General features: G+C 42.5%; 10 protein-coding genes and 1 pseudogene. 9 read left to right on the top strand and 2 right to left on the bottom strand.

What is annotated here, in order from left to right; translation table 11 throughout:
- Nucleotides 1–32: 32 nt before the first annotated feature.
- Nucleotides 33–3893, bottom strand: a complete 3861-nt coding sequence (gene spuA, locus HT669_RS00350) for an LPXTG-anchored pullulanase SpuA (RefSeq protein WP_101514417.1) — start codon at nucleotides 3891–3893, stop codon at nucleotides 33–35.
- A 580-nt stretch (nucleotides 3894–4473) separates the two neighbouring features.
- Between spuA and HT669_RS00345 the strand changes: the two genes are divergently transcribed.
- A complete protein-coding gene (locus HT669_RS00345) occupies nucleotides 4474–6471 on the top strand; it encodes a thiol-activated cytolysin family protein (RefSeq protein ID WP_172933593.1) in 1998 nt (665 codons plus the stop codon).
- Nucleotides 6472–6728: 257 nt separating this feature from the next.
- Here HT669_RS00345 and HT669_RS00340 read toward each other — a convergent pair.
- Nucleotides 6729–6889 (bottom strand): annotated as a pseudogene (locus HT669_RS00340) (helix-turn-helix domain-containing protein); the annotation flags it as partial.
- A gap of 274 nt (nucleotides 6890–7163) precedes the next feature.
- Here HT669_RS00340 and rpsL point away from each other — a divergent pair.
- The 8 genes from rpsL to HT669_RS00300 all read left to right on the top strand — a co-directional run bounded on the left by rpsL (nucleotide 7164) and on the right by HT669_RS00300 (nucleotide 17307).
- Nucleotides 7164–7577 (top strand): 30S ribosomal protein S12, encoded by a 414-nt coding sequence (gene rpsL / locus HT669_RS00335; RefSeq protein ID WP_001142332.1) that lies wholly within the window; start codon nucleotides 7164–7166, stop codon nucleotides 7575–7577.
- Between the two features lie 19 nt (nucleotides 7578–7596).
- Entirely contained in the window at nucleotides 7597–8067 is a 471-nt protein-coding gene (gene rpsG / locus HT669_RS00330; RefSeq protein WP_000087873.1) for a 30S ribosomal protein S7, read from the top strand.
- Between the two features lie 279 nt (nucleotides 8068–8346).
- On the top strand, nucleotides 8347–10428 hold the full coding sequence (fusA, locus tag HT669_RS00325) for an elongation factor G (RefSeq protein WP_000090348.1): 2082 nt from the start codon (nucleotides 8347–8349) through the stop codon (nucleotides 10426–10428).
- A 103-nt stretch (nucleotides 10429–10531) separates the two neighbouring features.
- Complete coding sequence (locus HT669_RS00320; RefSeq protein ID WP_172922010.1) at nucleotides 10532–14923, top strand: PolC-type DNA polymerase III; 4392 nt, start codon at nucleotides 10532–10534, stop codon at nucleotides 14921–14923.
- A 37-nt stretch (nucleotides 14924–14960) separates the two neighbouring features.
- Nucleotides 14961–15638: a hypothetical protein gene (locus tag HT669_RS00315; protein WP_000970259.1), complete on the top strand. Its 678-nt coding sequence runs from the start codon at nucleotides 14961–14963 to the stop codon at nucleotides 15636–15638.
- A 13-nt stretch (nucleotides 15639–15651) separates the two neighbouring features.
- Complete coding sequence (locus HT669_RS00310; RefSeq protein WP_031222513.1) at nucleotides 15652–15804, top strand: hypothetical protein; 153 nt, start codon at nucleotides 15652–15654, stop codon at nucleotides 15802–15804.
- A gap of 21 nt (nucleotides 15805–15825) precedes the next feature.
- Nucleotides 15826–17067: an aminopeptidase gene (locus tag HT669_RS00305; RefSeq protein ID WP_023932544.1), complete on the top strand. Its 1242-nt coding sequence runs from the start codon at nucleotides 15826–15828 to the stop codon at nucleotides 17065–17067.
- A gap of 9 nt (nucleotides 17068–17076) precedes the next feature.
- Entirely contained in the window at nucleotides 17077–17307 is a 231-nt protein-coding gene (locus HT669_RS00300) for a GlsB/YeaQ/YmgE family stress response membrane protein (RefSeq protein WP_023932538.1), read from the top strand.
- The last annotated feature ends 58 nt before the right edge of the window (nucleotides 17308–17365 follow it).

The following is a 17365-nucleotide window of genomic DNA, read 5'->3' as shown; positions in this document are numbered from 1 at the left end:
GGCTTGGGGGATAGTTCTATAGGAGGGCTAGTTTAGTTCTCTTTTTTATTTTTTAGTAAGAAACCGAGACCAAGGAGCGCAAGGAGGCTGATTCCTGCAAATAGGAGTTTGTTTTCGTTTTTGATTCCTGTATTTGGAAGTTCAGCTTGTTTATCTGGGGTTGCAGGTATATTTTCCTTGCTAGAGTTTTCTACCGATTCGTTTCGAACCGCTTCTTTTACAGATGATGCTTGTGCTTCTTGTGCTGGTTGTGAAGCTTGTGAACCAGTTGTAGCTTGGCTAGGTTTATTTTCTGCATCAGCTACTGTTGCAGATGGTTTAGTAGAATCAGGTTTAGCTTCTGGAGCTGGATCTTGATGTGCAGGGTGAGAAGCTTCATTTTGATGTTCAGGCTTGGAAGGGGTTGAGTCTGGTTTCTCTTCTGCAGTTGACTCATGGCTAGTTCCATTTTGAGAGACTCGAAGAACAGTGGCTGTAAGGGCATTCAATTTCAAGCCTTTTTCAGTCCATTCAAGTCCTTGAGGGTTGGCAATTCCGACTGGTCCTGCTTGGTTTTCATCTGCTAAAACTTCAGCATTTCTGAGGTGGGCAAAGGCAGTTCCCAAGTTAAATTCGCGAGCTTTTTCATCCGCATTGACAAAGACTGCGTAGATATCACCGTTTGGAGCAGTGATTTGGTAGCCAATCACTACATCCTCTTTTTCCACGCCATTTTGACCTGGGACAGTGATGAGGTGGACACGGTCTTTGATATCTTGGAGACTCTTAAGTCGGAAGGCATCTGTAGATTGACGAAGGGCAATCAACCCTTTCATATAGTCACGGCTCTTGACATTTTCAGGATATGCTTTTCCATCTGTAGCCTTAGTCCAGTCAAACTTGTTAATAGCATCACTCGAATCGTAAGAGTCATGGATGAAGTAAGGATAGTCAAATGGATTGCCATCCTTATCACGCAACAAGTGAGATTTGTTTGGTTGTTTATCCTCTGCTACTGGAGTCTTGTAGGCCGGGTCACGGAATTGTTTGGTACGCCCGTATTCCTGACCAGAGTGGATAAACGGAGTTCCTTGAGCTGTCAAGACCATGAGGTTTCCAAGTCGCAAACGACGGTGGATTTCAGCATAGTTCTCAGCCTTGCTTGGGTCTTTTTTGATAGACTGGGCAATGATGTCAAAGAGGGTCAAGTTATCATGGGCTGCGATGTATTGGATGACATCTCCAGGACTGTCTGCTTCAAAGTTGGTTGGTTGAGCAATGAGATTTTTGAAGATAGTGTTGATATCACGCTTGCCACCTGTGATAAAGGCAGGTTGACCTTCGTTTGGATAACCAGACTTGAGGTTGTTACGGATGTCATCTGAGAAGACAGCGACAGTATCGGTATGTTTCATCCAATCTTGGTCAGCAGCTTTAGTAGGCATATTTTCATCACCAGCATAGGTTCTCCAACCTTCACCAAGCATGATTAGGTTTGGATTGAGGGCGCGTGCAGCCTTGTAAGCTTCTTCGATAGAAGCGGCGTCATGGTCTCCCATCATATCGAAACGGAAGCCATCCACTTTGTAGGTATCAACTAGATATTTGATAGAGTCAACTAGGATCCGTTTGCTCATATGGTGGGTTGTCCCCAAGCGTCCACCACCAAAGCTAGTTCGAGGTGTCCCATCAGCATCCATAAAGTGGTAGTAGTTTGGTTCTAAATCTTCAAAGAGATCGACTTTGGCTGTATGGTTATAAACTACGTCTAGGATAGCTCCCATGCCACGTTTGTGGATTTCGTTGATGAGGTTTTTAAATTCTGCGATTCGTTTTTCTGGATTCTTAGGATCGCTTGAGTACATACCAGTCAATGAGAAGTAGTTTTGAGGGTCATATCCCCAGTTGTAGTTGCTGTTGCTTGAAGCATAGTCAGACAAGCGTTCATGGTTTTTCAATTCATTGACAAAGTAGTAAGACAAGACTGGAAGGAGCTGGATGTGGGTCACACCTAAGTCTTTGAGGTAGTCTAGTTTTTCAATAAAGGCTTCAAAGGTACCAAATGGTTTGGTCAAGTCTTTTGCAATGGCAGGATCTGAAGTGAAATCACGCACATGAGCTTCGTAGATAACGGCGTCTTCACGAGTCTTGAAATTGTGAATCTTACCATAAGTTAAGTCTTGAGGTCCGAGTTTAGCTGGATCTACAAAGGCGGCTTTAGCCACTTTATGGGCATCGTCAATCTTGGCATCGTCGCTATTCCAAGCAGCAAGAGATTTAGCGTAAGGATCGAGTGCAAGAACAGTTTTACCTTGACGCTCGATTTGGTATTGATAGTAGTATCCAGTGAAATCGGTGATTCCGAGTTTGTTTGTGCTGTCTAGAGTTTGTTTCCAAGTTCCTCTTTCCCCTTTTTCAAGAGCGACAGTTCCAACTACTTTGTCAGGGTCATTCTTGTCGTAGACAACGACAGAAACCTTATCAGCACTTGGTGACCAGAGGGTCAAATCAACTTGTTTTCCTTCTTCTTTAAGATCAGCTCCAAGTTTACCATCATAGCTGTAAGCCTCATCTTTCAGGCGCCAGCTTGTTTTGGTAGTGAATTGGCCGGAATTGTAGCTAACAGTATATGGGTGTTTTGTGTCAGAGAAATCTCCGCTGTAGGTCACTTTTTTACCAGCTTCATCTATTGCAACATCGGTGATAGCTACTTTATTTCCTAGGTGATTAGTGATGTTGGAGTGTTTGAGGATATCCTCTTTTTTAGCACCGACAAGTGTTGAAAAACTACTTTCAATGCTAGAAGTTCCTACGTGTTGGGCCCCTGTCATGCGGATATCATGGACATAGTATGGATTTGTGTAAATTGATTCGTCATCGTCTTTTAGGAAAATTTGGCTATGATTTTTCAAATCTGTAAACTTATAATCTTCTTTACGGATTTTCACGTCGTCTCCTTCTTTGCTCTCATCTAGTAATAAAAATCCAAATTCTCTTGCGGCTTCATTAAGAGGAATGTCGATATAGCGGCCATATTTGCCTGTAGCCGTAAAGTCTGTTCCGTCAGGCCATTGAGCGCTACTTGGATTTTTCACATCTCCCCAGTACCAGAGAGATTTCTTGTCATAGTTGCCATCTGTGCGGTAGTAGTTGACGCGAACAGTTCCTGCAGGCTGTGGCTCGTAAGAGAAAACCTTGTAATCTTGGTCTAACCAAGCCTCGTTCATTTTTGGAACTAGTTTTTCTATAGATTTATCGCCGGTTAGATTTTTTCCAGCTGTATTGTTGATGAGGAAGCTAATTTTCTTGGCTTCTTCTCCCTTTAATTTGACATCTAGGTAATAGCCGTAGTCATCTTTTTTGGCATCCTTGAAGGACAAGGCTCCGTTTGGCCAATTTTCAGATGGTTTTTCAACATCGTCCCAAGTCCATAGTCCTTGAGCATCCTTGTTTTTTTCAGGAAGTTTTTTGACATGGATACGGAAGTAGTTATCTTCGATGGGCTCTTCTGCCTTAGTTTCAGTCGTTACTGGACTAGTGGAAGTAGTTGTCTCACTTGAACGATCTTGTCCAGTTTGTGGTGCTGGATCGGCTGGGCTTGCAACAGGAGTGGTAGCCTCTGTTGCAGGTTTTTCTTCTTTCTCTAGGGAAGCGCTTGCATTATTAGGTGAAGAAAAATCGCTTTCTTTCTTACCAGTGCTAGTTGCTGTATCAGTAAGAGGCTGGGCAAGGGCAGTAGTAGTTTCACTATTATTTGCGTTAGTGGTTGGTGTACTTTCGTCTGCTGAGATAGTTGGTGTAGCCATGGCAAGCAAGACAAGGCTTGCGCCGATAAGGACAGAACCAGTTCCATTTTTGAGGGAACGGATGCTGTAGACCATTTTTTTCTCAGTTTGAGCTGGTGTTTTTCTCATGATGATTCTCCAATCAATAAATTTCTATACCAGTATAGCATGTAGTAAAACAATATGCAAGCGTTTTCTTTGGTTTGTCAAAGAAATTCTTACTTTTGAGAAGTTTTCCGTATTATTTTATATATCAGTATAAATAATGGAAATAATACTCAATGAAAATCAAAGAGCAAACTAGGAAACTAGCCGCAGGCTGTACTTGAGTACGGCAAGGCGACGTTGACGTGGTTTGAAGAGATTTTCGAAGAGTATAAAAATGTCACATAAGACAAGACGTATTATTAGGAAGATGATGTGTTTTCAGCTATTTTTATTCAGAAATTGATCTCTAATATTTCTTTTAAAAAGCTCATCTAGTGAAATTATAAATAGGAAAAGAAAAAAGTTAGTGTTTTTCAAGTGTTATCTAGTTTCCAAACTATAGTATTTACTGGAAATCGAAAGAAAATATCAGAAAATTCAGCAAACGTTTTCTTCTTATTTTCTTGACTTTTTTGCTGGTTTGTGCTTGACTTTTGCTTGAAATTTGATAGACTATAGACAAATAGGAAAACGCATTCATTTAAAAACGGAGGAATAAGGAATGAATCAAGAAAAACGTTTGCATCGCTTTGTCAAAAAGTGTGGACTCGGTGTGTGTAGTGCTGTTGTTGCGGCCTTTTTATTGAACGCTCAGGGAGTAGCTTTGGCTACAGAGCAAGGGAATCGTCCAGTTGAGACAGAAAACATCGCTCGTGGAAAACAAGCTAGTCAAAGTTCTACTGCTTATGGAGGAGCTGCTACACGAGTAGTGGATGGTAATGTTGATAGTGACTATGGGCACCATTCTGTAACGCATACAAACTTTGAAGACAATGCTTGGTGGCAAGTTGATCTTGGAAAAACAGAGAATGTTGGAAAAGTTAAACTTTACAATCGTGGAGATGGGAATGTAGCTAATCGTCTTTCCAATTTTGATGTTGTTTTGTTAAATGAAGCAAAACAAGAAGTTGCTCGTCAACACTTTGATAGTTTGAATGGGAAGGCAGAACTTGAAGTTTTCTTCACCGCCAAAGACGCTCGTTATGTAAAAGTGGAGTTGAAAACTAAAAATACTCCATTGAGCTTGGCAGAAGTGGAAGTATTCCGTTCAGCAACAACTCAAGTTGGACAGGACAGAACCGCACCAGTAGTAAATCAAACATCAGCATTGAAAGACTACCTTTTTGGTTTAACTTATAATCCTTTGGATATTTTAACTCGCAAGGGAGAAACCTTAGAAAATCGCTACAACACAAGTGCTAAGGAACAAAATGGAGAGTTTGTCGTTGTAGAAAAAATCAAGAAAACCCTCTCTACAGGCACAGCAGATGTTTCCATCAATGGAAATCAAAATGTCTTCCTAGGTGGCTTGTATAAAGCCAACCAAAATCTGCTAGAAAATCAGCCAGAATTGATTAGTCTTGCCCGTGCAAAGGGGACAGTCAGCGTCGATTTACCTGGTATGATTCAGTCTGACAGCCGAATTGAAGCAAATCCTACAACTAGTGGTATGCAGTCTGCGATGAATACCTTGGTTGAAAGATGGACAAAGAATTACTCATCTAGCCATTCCGTTCCTGCCCGTGTTCAGTATGAATCAACTACAGCCTATAGCATGAACCAATTGAAAGCAAAATTTGGTGCAGACTTTGAAAAAGCAGGCGCACCGCTCAAGATTGACTTTGAGGCTGTGCAAAAGGGTGAAAAGCAAATTGAAGTTGTAAACTTTAAACAAATTTACTATACAGCGACATTTGATGCACCGACCAATCCAGCGGCTGTATTTGACAAGAGTGTGACACCTGAAGATTTAAAACAAAGAGGCGTTGATTCACAAACTCCACCTGTATATGTATCAAACGTTTCTTACGGACGTCAAATCTATGTTAAGTTTGAGTCAACAAGTAAGTCTACTGAATTAAAAGCAGCTATTAATGCGGTTATCAAAGGTGCAACAATTGCTCCAAATTCTGAATGGAGCCGTCTATTGAAGAATACTTCTGTAACAGCAGTAATTGTAGGAGGTAATGCTAGCGGTGCTGGCAAAGTTGTCACAGGAACAGTCGAAAACTTGAAGGAACTCATCAGAGAAGGAGCTAACTTTAGCGCTCAAAGTCCAGCTGTGCCAATCTCATATAAGACTGCCTTCCTAAAAGATAATGCCCAAGCAACTTTACAAAATAGTACAGACTATATCGAAACGAAGGTTACTTCTTACAAAAATGGTTTCTTGAAACTTCATCATAAGGGTGCTTATATTGCGCGTTACTACATTTATTGGGATGAAATTACATATGATGAACAAGGAAATCCAGAAATCCGTTCACGTCAATGGGAAGATAACGGAAAAAACAGAACTTCAGGCTTCCAAACAGAGATTCAATTTAGAGGAAATGTCCGTAATCTTCGTATCAAGGTTCAAGAAAAGACAGGTCTTGTATGGGAACCATGGCGTACAGTTTACAACCGCACAGACTTACCACTAGTACAACAGCGTACAATTACACATTGGGGAACAACTCTAAACCCTAAAGTTGATGAAAAAATTGTGAATGAGTAACGATTTGATTTACTTGATTCGATAGTAAACAGTGAAGAGGAGGAACTTCGATTCCTCCTCTTTTATGATTGACTTTTGAGAGAATGAAAAGAGGAACTTCTATAGTAGCTTGAAACTAGAATAGTACGTTGTTGCTATTAAAACATTTCTAGAAATTAAGTTGACTTTCCCAATAGATTTGTTCATGTCTTATTTCAATTCAATATAAAACTAACTTCCAGTTTTCCACAACCTAGCTTTTAGTATGAGAAAAATGCGTTGTTACAGACATAAGGAGCTTTTTGATAAGTGTGCAATCCGTGCAATCAGATTTGACGGATGTTGGATGCATGATGCGATTGCGCTTAATTTCCTTTGAAATCGTTGACGGGCCTTTTCCCATATTATCAACGATGGAACGGAAAGTCTCACACTTAATTCCACCATAAAAATCCGTTTTAGACTAATTTCCACTTCGATCAGGCAAATGGAAGTTACTTTGAGAAGTTAGCTTAGGAAAAGATTAACAATAAAAAAGAAAAATATCTTGACAAGCAAGGGAAAATTTTGTTACAATAATAGACGGTACTTTTTACTTTTGGTCTCTCAAGAGTGTACAGGGACGTGCTGACAAATGTTGCAAAAGTACACACAGATGATAGCTGTCACCAAGTGTATCATCACCAAAAATAAAAAAACACAGGAGAATGTAGATGCCTACAATTAACCAATTGGTTCGCAAACCGCGTAAATCAAAAGTAGAAAAATCTAAATCACCAGCTTTGAACGTTGGTTACAACAGTCATAAAAAAGTTCAAACAAACGTTTCTTCACCACAAAAACGTGGTGTTGCAACTCGTGTTGGAACAATGACACCTAAAAAACCTAACTCAGCCCTTCGTAAATTCGCTCGTGTACGTTTGAGCAACCTTATCGAAGTTACTGCCTACATCCCAGGTATCGGACACAACTTGCAAGAGCACAGCGTGGTGCTTCTTCGCGGTGGACGTGTAAAAGACCTTCCAGGGGTACGTTACCATATCGTCCGTGGTGCACTTGATACTGCAGGTGTTAACGATCGTAAACAAGGCCGTTCTAAATACGGTACTAAACGTCCAAAAGCATAAGGAAAGGGGATAAAGAGAAATGAGTCGTAAAAATAGAGCTCCAAAACGTGACGTATTGCCAGATCCGCTTTACAATTCACAACTAGTTACTCGTCTTATCAACCGCGTTATGCTTGATGGTAAACGTGGTACAGCTGCTTCAATCGTTTACGGTGCTTTTGAGCAAATCAAAGAAGCTACTGGAAACGATGCACTTGAAGTATTTGAAACAGCTATGGAAAACATCATGCCTGTACTTGAAGTACGTGCACGTCGTGTTGGTGGTTCTAACTACCAAGTCCCAGTTGAAGTTCGTCCAGAACGTCGTACAACACTTGGACTTCGTTGGTTGGTAACAATCGCTCGTCTTCGTGGTGAACACACAATGCAAGACCGTCTTGCAAAAGAAATCTTGGATGCTGCTAACAACACTGGTGCAGCTGTTAAGAAACGTGAAGACACTCACCGTATGGCTGAAGCTAACCGTGCATTCGCACACTTCCGTTGGTAAAATCATGATGCTAGGAACGGTAAGGATGCAAGGTGAAAATAGGAAACTGACGCAGTATTCGACGAATACAAGGAAGTTTATCTTTTTCACACAGCATCCCGTTCCGGCTCAAATCGGCTAATTAACTTTAGCCCGAGTTCAATTCAACTTGTAAATCTACAAGTTGAAACCAACAATAGCATGAAAAGATTGAGAACGGGTAGGTCCTGCCTATCCGTTTTTATTAAAATCGTGTTATAATAGAATAGAAATCAAAAATAAATAGGAGAAACAAACCTCATGGCACGCGAATTTTCACTTGAAAAAACTCGTAATATCGGTATCATGGCTCACGTCGATGCCGGTAAAACAACAACTACTGAGCGTATTCTTTACTACACTGGTAAAATCCACAAAATCGGTGAGACTCACGAAGGTGCGTCACAAATGGACTGGATGGAGCAAGAGCAAGAGCGTGGTATCACTATCACATCTGCTGCGACAACAGCTCAATGGAACAACCACCGCGTAAACATCATCGACACACCAGGACACGTGGACTTCACTATCGAAGTACAACGTTCTCTTCGTGTATTGGACGGTGCGGTTACAGTTCTTGACTCACAATCAGGTGTTGAGCCTCAAACTGAAACAGTTTGGCGTCAAGCAACTGAGTATGGAGTTCCACGTATCGTATTTGCCAACAAAATGGACAAAATCGGTGCTGACTTCCTTTACTCTGTAAGCACACTTCACGATCGTCTTCAAGCAAATGCCCACCCAATCCAATTGCCAATCGGTTCTGAAGATGACTTCCGTGGTATCATCGACTTAATCAAGATGAAAGCTGAAATCTATACTAACGACCTTGGTACAGATATCCTTGAAGAAGACATCCCAGCTGAATACCTTGACCAAGCTCAAGAATACCGTGAAAAATTGATTGAAGCAGTTGCTGAAACTGACGAAGAATTGATGATGAAATACCTCGAAGGTGAAGAAATCACTAACGAAGAATTGAAAGCAGGTATTCGTAAAGCAACTATCAACGTTGAATTCTTCCCAGTATTGTGTGGTTCTGCCTTCAAGAACAAAGGTGTTCAATTGATGCTTGATGCGGTTATCGACTACCTTCCAAGCCCACTTGACATCCCAGCAATCAAAGGTATCAACCCAGATACAGACGAAGAAGAAACTCGTCCAGCATCTGACGAAGAGCCATTTGCAGCTCTTGCCTTCAAGATCATGACTGACCCATTCGTAGGTCGTTTGACATTCTTCCGTGTTTACTCAGGTGTTCTTCAATCAGGTTCATACGTATTGAACACTTCTAAAGGTAAACGTGAACGTATCGGACGTATCCTTCAAATGCACGCTAACAGCCGTCAAGAAATCGACACTGTTTACTCAGGTGATATCGCTGCTGCCGTTGGTTTGAAAGACACTACTACTGGTGACTCATTGACAGATGAAAAAGCTAAAATCATCCTTGAGTCAATCAACGTTCCAGAACCAGTTATCCAATTGATGGTTGAGCCAAAATCTAAAGCTGACCAAGACAAGATGGGTATCGCCCTTCAAAAATTGGCTGAAGAAGATCCAACATTCCGCGTTGAAACAAACGTTGAAACTGGTGAAACAGTTATCTCTGGTATGGGTGAGCTTCACCTTGACGTCCTTGTTGACCGTATGCGTCGTGAGTTCAAAGTTGAAGCGAACGTAGGTGCTCCTCAAGTATCTTACCGTGAAACATTCCGCGCTTCTACTCAAGCACGTGGATTCTTCAAACGTCAGTCTGGTGGTAAAGGTCAATTCGGTGATGTATGGATTGAATTTACTCCAAACGAAGAAGGTAAAGGATTCGAATTCGAAAACGCAATCGTCGGTGGTGTGGTTCCTCGTGAATTTATCCCAGCGGTTGAAAAAGGTTTGGTAGAATCTATGGCTAACGGTGTTCTTGCAGGTTACCCAATGGTTGACGTTAAAGCTAAACTTTACGATGGTTCATACCACGATGTCGACTCATCTGAAACTGCCTTCAAGATCGCGGCTTCACTTGCCCTTAAAGAAGCTGCTAAATCAGCACAACCAGCTATCCTTGAGCCAATGATGCTTGTAACTATCACTGTTCCAGAAGAAAACCTCGGTGATGTTATGGGTCACGTAACTGCTCGTCGTGGACGTGTAGATGGTATGGAAGCACATGGTAACAGCCAAATCGTTCGTGCTTACGTTCCACTTGCTGAAATGTTCGGTTACGCAACAGTTCTTCGTTCTGCATCTCAAGGACGTGGTACATTCATGATGGTATTTGACCACTACGAAGATGTACCTAAGTCAGTACAAGAAGAAATCATTAAGAAAAACAAAGGTGAAGACTAATCTGTCCTCACTCTAGAAGGGAGTCACTTAGTGGCTTCCTTTTGTCTTTAGAAAATACCTCTAAATATGGTAAAATAGTAGGAGAATAATGTGAGGAAAATGAATGTCAAACAGTTTTGAAATTTTGATGAATCAACTGGGGATGCCTACTGAAATGAGGCAGGATCCTGCTTTATCACAGGCCAATATTGAGCGAGTTGTGGTTCATAAAATTAGTAAGGTATGGGAGTTTCATTTCGTATTTTCTAATATTTTACCGATTGAAATCTTTTTAGAATTAAAGAAAGGGCTGAGTGAGGAATTTTCTAAGACAGGCAATAAAGCTGTTTTCGAAATCAAGACTCTGTCTCAAGAATTTTCAAATCAACTCTTGCAGTCCTACTATAGTGAGGCTTTTTCTGAGGGGCCATGTGCTAGTCAAGGTTTTAAGTCCCTTTATCAGAATTTGCAAGTTCGTGCGGAGGGGAACCAACTCTTTATTGAAGGTTCCGAAGCGATTGATAAGGAGCATTTTAAGAAAAATCATCTTCCTAATTTAGCCAAACAACTTGAACAATTTGGCTTTCCAACTTTTAATTGTCAAGTAGAGAAAAATGATGTGCTGACCCAAGAGCAGGAAGAGGCCTTTCATGCTGAAAATGAGCAGATTGTTCAAGCGGCCAATGAGGAAGCGCTCCGTGCTATGGAACAACTAGAACAGATGGCACCTCCTCCAGCGGAAGAGAAACCAGCCTTTGATTTTCAAGCGAAAAAAGCTGCAGCTAAACCGAAGTTGGACAAGGCGGAGATTACTCCTATGATTGAAGTGACGACGGAGGAAAATCGTCTGGTCTTTGAAGGGGTTGTGTTTGATGTGGAGCAAAAAGTGACCAGAACAGGGCGTGTTTTGATCAACTTTAAAATGACCGACTACACTTCGAGTTTTTCTATGCAAAAGTGGGTTAAGAATGAGGAAGAGGCCCAGAAGTTTGACCTAATTAAGAAAAATTCTTGGCTCCGAGTGCGTGGGAATGTGGAGATGAATAACTTCACACGCGATTTAACTATGAACGTACAGGATGTGCAGGAAGTTGTTCACTATGAGCGGAAGGATTTGATGCCAGAAGGTGAGCGTCGGGTTGAGTTTCATGCTCATACTAACATGTCGACCATGGATGCTCTTCCAGAAGTAGAGGAGATTGTTGCGACCGCTGCTAAGTGGGGACACAAGGCGGTTGCCATCACGGACCATGGGAATGTCCAGTCCTTCCCGCATGGCTATAAGGCGGCTAAGAAAGCGGGAATCCAGCTGATCTATGGTATGGAAGCCAATATCGTGGAGGACCGTGTTCCTATCGTTTATAACGAAGTGGAGAAGGACTTGTCCGAAACAACCTATGTGGTCTTTGACGTGGAAACGACGGGGCTATCAGCCATCTATAATGACTTGATTCAGGTTGCGGCCTCTAAGATGTACAAGGGGAATGTCATTGCTGAATTTGATGAATTTATCAATCCTGGGCATCCCTTGTCAGCCTTTACCACTGAGTTAACTGGAATTACAGATGACCATGTCAAAAATGCCAAGCCACTGGAACAAGTTTTGCAAGAATTCCAAGAATTTTGTAAAGATACGGTCCTAGTTGCCCACAATGCGACCTTTGACGTTGGCTTTATGAATGCCAACTATGAGCGTCATGGTCTTCCAAGGATTAGTCAGCCGGTTATTGATACACTTGAGTTTGCTAGAAATCTCTATCCTGAGTATAAGCGTCATGGTTTGGGGCCTTTGACCAAGCGTTTTGGTGTGGCTTTGGAACATCACCACATGGCCAATTACGATGCGGAAGCTACTGGTCGTCTGCTCTTCATCTTTATCAAAGAGGTGGCAGAAAAACATGGTGTGACCGACTTGGCTAGACTAAACATTGATTTGATTAGTCCAGATTCTTATAAAAAAGCTAGGATTAAACATGCGACCATTTATGTCAAGAATCAGGTAGGTCTAAAAAATATCTTTAAGCTGGTTTCCTTGTCTAACACTAAGTACTTTGAAGGGGTGCCACGGATTCCGAGAACGGTTTTAGATGCCCATCGGGAAGGTTTGATTTTAGGTTCAGCTTGCTCTGAAGGTGAAGTTTTTGATGCAGTCGTTTCCCAAGGTGTGGATGCGGCGGTTGAGGTGGCCAAGTATTATGACTTTATTGAGGTCATGCCACCAGCTATCTATGCTCCCTTGATTGCCAAGGAGCAGATCAAGGATATGGAAGAACTACAGACCATTATCAAAAGTTTGATAGAAGTGGGAGACCGTCTTGGCAAGCCTGTTCTTGCTACGGGAAATGTCCACTATATCGAACCGGAAGAAGAGATTTATCGTGAAATTATCGTCCGTAGTTTGGGACAGGGTGCGATGATTAACCGAACTATCGGTCACGGTGAACATGCCCAACCAGCTCCTCTGCCAAAAGCCCATTTTAGAACGACCAATGAGATGTTGGATGAATTTGCCTTTTTGGGAGAGGAATTAGCTCGCAAATTGGTTATTGAAAACACCAATGCCTTGGCAGAAATCTTTGAACCTGTTGAGGTTGTTAAGGGTGACTTGTACACGCCTTTCATCGACAAGGCGGAAGAAACGGTCGCTGAGTTAACCTATAAGAAAGCTTTTGAGATTTATGGAAATCCGCTACCAGATATTGTTGATTTGCGGATTGAAAAAGAATTAACATCCATACTGGGGAATGGATTTGCTGTAATCTATCTAGCTTCCCAGATGTTGGTGCAACGCTCCAATGAACGGGGCTATTTGGTGGGTTCTCGTGGATCTGTCGGATCTAGTTTCGTTGCGACCATGATTGGGATTACAGAGGTCAATCCTCTCTCTCCTCACTATGTCTGTGGTCAGTGTCAATACAGCGAGTTTATCACCGATGGATCTTATGGTTCAGGTTTTGATATGCCCAATAAGGACTGTCCAAACTGTGGTCACAAACTCAGTAAAAATGGGCAGGATATTCCTTTCGAGACCTTCCTTGGTTTTGATGGGGACAAGGTTCCCGATATTGACTTGAACTTCTCGGGAGAAGACCAGCCTAGCGCCCACTTGGATGTGCGTGATATCTTTGGTGAGGAATATGCCTTCCGTGCAGGAACGGTTGGTACGGTGGCTGCCAAGACTGCCTATGGCTTTGTCAAGGGTTACGAGCGAGATTATGGCAAGTTTTATCGTGACGCAGAGGTAGAACGCCTCGCTCAAGGTGCCGCTGGTGTCAAGCGGACAACAGGACAACACCCGGGGGGAATCGTTGTTATTCCTAACTACATGGATGTCTATGATTTTACTCCTGTCCAGTATCCAGCAGATGATGTGATGGCTGAATGGCAGACCACTCACTTTAACTTCCACGATATCGATGAGAATGTCCTCAAGCTAGATGTTCTAGGACATGATGATCCGACCATGATTCGGAAACTTCAGGATTTGTCTGGGATTGACCCTAATGAAATTCCTATGGATGACGAAGGCGTGATGGCACTCTTTTCTGGGACTGATGTGCTAGGAGTAACACCTGAGCAAATCGGAACGCCTACGGGTATGCTGGGGATTCCAGAGTTTGGAACCAACTTTGTCCGAGGCATGGTAGATGAAACCCATCCGACGACTTTTGCAGAATTGCTTCAGTTGTCAGGGTTGTCCCACGGTACCGATGTTTGGCTGGGCAATGCCCAAGATTTGATTAAGCAAGGAATAGCGGACCTATCGACTGTTATCGGTTGTCGGGACGACATCATGGTTTACCTCATGCATGCGGGTCTGGAACCTAAGTTGGCCTTTACCATTATGGAACGGGTGCGTAAAGGCTTGTGGTTGAAGATTTCCGAAGAGGAACGCAATGGCTACATCGAAGCCATGAAGGCTAATAAGGTACCAGAGTGGTATATCGAATCCTGTGGGAAAATTAAGTACATGTTCCCTAAAGCCCATGCGGCAGCCTACGTTATGATGGCCTTGCGCGTAGCTTACTTCAAGGTTCATCATCCCATTTATTACTACTGTGCTTATTTCTCAATCCGTGCTAAGGCTTTTGATATCAAGACCATGGGGGCGGGCTTGGAGGCTATCAAGCGCAGAATGGAAGAAATCTCTGAAAAACGGAAGAACAATGAAGCCTCTAATGTAGAAATTGATCTTTATACAACTCTTGAGATTGTCAATGAGATGTGGGAGCGTGGCTTTAAGTTTGGCAAACTCGATCTCTACCGCAGTGATGCGACTGAATTCCTCATCGATGGAGACACCCTCATCCCGCCATTTGTAGCAATGGATGGTCTGGGAGAGAACGTTGCTAAGCAGTTGGTGCGAGCGCGTGAAGAGGGAGAATTCCTCTCTAAAACAGAACTACGCAAGCGTGGTGGACTCTCATCAACCTTGGTTGAAAAGATGGATGAGATGGGGATTCTTGGAAATATGCCAGAGGATAACCAGCTCAGCTTGTTTGATGATTTGTTTTAATAGTTTGAAATGTCTTGTGTAGGTTTGAGGTTGTATCATGATGGAAAAGAAAAAAAGAGCAACACCCTGGAAACCAGGGAAAGTTATTTCCATACGTTTGCGAAATGGCGTTTATGTATTAGCACAAATGGTGCGTGATCCCTATCTGGTATTTTTCAACCATTTTAATGAGGAAAATAACTGGAAGGGAGTGACCTTGAAAGATGAAGATATCCTCTTTTGTAAGGCTGTTACTCGCCAGTTTCTACGCTATAGTCCTGTAGCGATTGTCAAAGAAGTTACCCCCCTGTTAAATTATGAACTGCCTAAAGAATGGATTTATAGCCATATTGGAGGGCATCCTATTACTGTTTCGGTAAAGGGAAGGGAGCGCCAACTTGCTGGTTTTGGTAGACGTTGTTCTTTGGTCCTGGCGGATAAAGACAGTGGACTACCAGAAGATAATCCACTTATGGGACTCTTCCAAACCTATATCATATCAGATATCAAAGAACAGGATTGGGATCGGGTAGGTCAGGCTGAACTTATGTCTATTGAAGTATTTCCAACACTCAACGAACGTCTCTATCTTTGCTTTCTTTATGGGAAAAATATAAATCCAGAACAAGATATCTCTTTAGGAAAGCCTCTGCCTGATGACTATGAAACCTATATAGATATCCTCACAAATAGTCCAGAGGCACGACGCCTCTACCTAGGAGAGCATGAAGAATAAGAAAGGACATTTCATGAAACTAAGAATTTTTGCGGAAGACAAACCAGCTGAAAAAGTCTTTGAGTATCAATTAGACCTTGCTGATCAGACAATTCTTCTATCAACAGCACTTTTGTCAGGTGTCATTGCTTTAGCAGGATTATTCTCTGCTGTGAAAGAAAAATAAAAATAGAAAAGAGAAAATTACATGGTTTTACCAAATTTTAAAGAAAATCTAGAAAAATATGCGAAATTGTTGGTTGCGAACGGAATTAACGTGCAACCTGGTCACACTTTGGCTCTCTCTATTGATGTGGAGCAACGTGAATTGGCACATCTAATCGTGAAAGAAGCTTATGCCTTGGGTGCGCATGAGGTCATCGTTCAGTGGACAGATGATGTGATTAACCGTGAGAAATTCCTCCATGCCCCGATGGAGCGTTTGGACAATGTGCCAGAATACAAGATTGCTGAGATGAACTATCTCTTGGAGAACAAGGCTAGCCGTCTTGGAGTTCGTTCATCTGATCCAGGTGCCTTGAACGGAGTGGACGCTGACAAGCTTTCAGCTTCTGCTAAAGCTATGGGACTTGCCATGAAGCCAATGCGAATCGCAACTCAATCTAACAAGGTTAGCTGGACTGTAGCAGCCGCTGCTGGACTTGAGTGGGCCAAGAAAGTCTTTCCAAATGCTGCGAGCGACGAAGAAGCAGTCGATCTCCTTTGGGACCAAATCTTCAAAACTTGCCGTGTTTACGAAGCAGATCCCGTTAAGGCTTGGGAGGAACATGCAGCTGTCTTAAAGAGCAAGGCCGATATGCTCAATAAAGAGCAATTTTCAGCCCTTCACTACACAGCGCCAGGGACAGATTTGACCCTTGGCTTGCCGAAGAACCACGTTTGGGAATCAGCTGGTGCTGTTAATGCACAGGGCGAAGAATTCTTGCCAAATATGCCGACAGAAGAGGTCTTCACAGCGCCTGACTTCCGTCGTGCAGATGGTTATGTCACTTCTACAAAACCGCTTAGCTACAACGGAAATATCATTGAAGGCATTAAGGTGACCTTTAAGGATGGACAAATCGTAGATATCACTGCTGAGAAGGGTGATCAGGTTATGAAAGACCTTGTCTTTGAAAATGCGGGTGCGCGTGCCTTGGGTGAATGTGCCTTGGTACCAGATCCAAGTCCAATTTCTCAGTCAGGCATTACCTTCTTTAACACCCTTTTCGATGAAAATGCGTCAAACCACTTGGCTATCGGTGCAGCCTATGCGACTAGCGTTGTTGATGGAGCGGAGATGAGCGAAGAGGAGCTTGAAGCTGCAGGGCTTAACCGTTCAGATGTTCACGTAGACTTTATGATTGGTTCTAACCAAATGGATATCGATGGTATTCGTGAGGATGGAACGCGAGTACCTCTTTTCCGTAATGGGAATTGGGCAAATTAAGGAGATAATATGTTAGGAAGTATGTTCGTTGGTCTCCTAGTGGGATTTTTAGCAGGTACTCTGACCAATCGTGGAGAGCGAATGGGATGTTTTGGAAAAATGTTTCTCGGTTGGATCGGAGCCTTTCTAGGTCACTTGCTCTTTGGAACTTGGGGGCCAGTTTTATCAGGAACAGCTATTATCCCAGCTGTTTTAGGTTCCATGATTGTCTTAGCAATTTTCTGGAGACGAGGAAGTTAATTTCTTAAATCTGATACTCAATGAAAATCAAAGAGCAAACTAGGAAACTAGCCGCAGG

It is taken from the genome of Streptococcus sp. 2100 (genome assembly GCF_013276335.1).
Classification (GTDB): Bacteria; Bacillota; Bacilli; order Lactobacillales; family Streptococcaceae; genus Streptococcus; species Streptococcus pseudopneumoniae.
Note: the sequence above shows the minus strand (reverse complement) of the source record. Positions and strands in the feature narration are given on the sequence as shown.

Bases quoted from the DNA above. Each gene is read 5' to 3' on its own strand.
- spuA (WP_101514417.1), bottom strand. From the start codon at position 3,893: ATGAGAAAAACACCAGCTCAAACTGAGAAAAAAATGGTCTACAGCATC.
- HT669_RS00345 (WP_172933593.1), top strand. From the start codon at position 4,474: ATGAATCAAGAAAAACGTTTGCATCGCTTTGTCAAAAAGTGTGGACTC.
- rpsL (WP_001142332.1), top strand. From the start codon at position 7,164: ATGCCTACAATTAACCAATTGGTTCGCAAACCGCGTAAATCAAAAGTA.
- rpsG (WP_000087873.1), top strand. From the start codon at position 7,597: ATGAGTCGTAAAAATAGAGCTCCAAAACGTGACGTATTGCCAGATCCG.
- fusA (WP_000090348.1), top strand. From the start codon at position 8,347: ATGGCACGCGAATTTTCACTTGAAAAAACTCGTAATATCGGTATCATG.
- HT669_RS00320 (WP_172922010.1), top strand. From the start codon at position 10,532: ATGTCAAACAGTTTTGAAATTTTGATGAATCAACTGGGGATGCCTACT.
- HT669_RS00315 (WP_000970259.1), top strand. From the start codon at position 14,961: ATGATGGAAAAGAAAAAAAGAGCAACACCCTGGAAACCAGGGAAAGTT.
- HT669_RS00310 (WP_031222513.1), top strand. From the start codon at position 15,652: ATGAAACTAAGAATTTTTGCGGAAGACAAACCAGCTGAAAAAGTCTTT.
- HT669_RS00305 (WP_023932544.1), top strand. From the start codon at position 15,826: ATGGTTTTACCAAATTTTAAAGAAAATCTAGAAAAATATGCGAAATTG.
- HT669_RS00300 (WP_023932538.1), top strand. From the start codon at position 17,077: ATGTTAGGAAGTATGTTCGTTGGTCTCCTAGTGGGATTTTTAGCAGGT.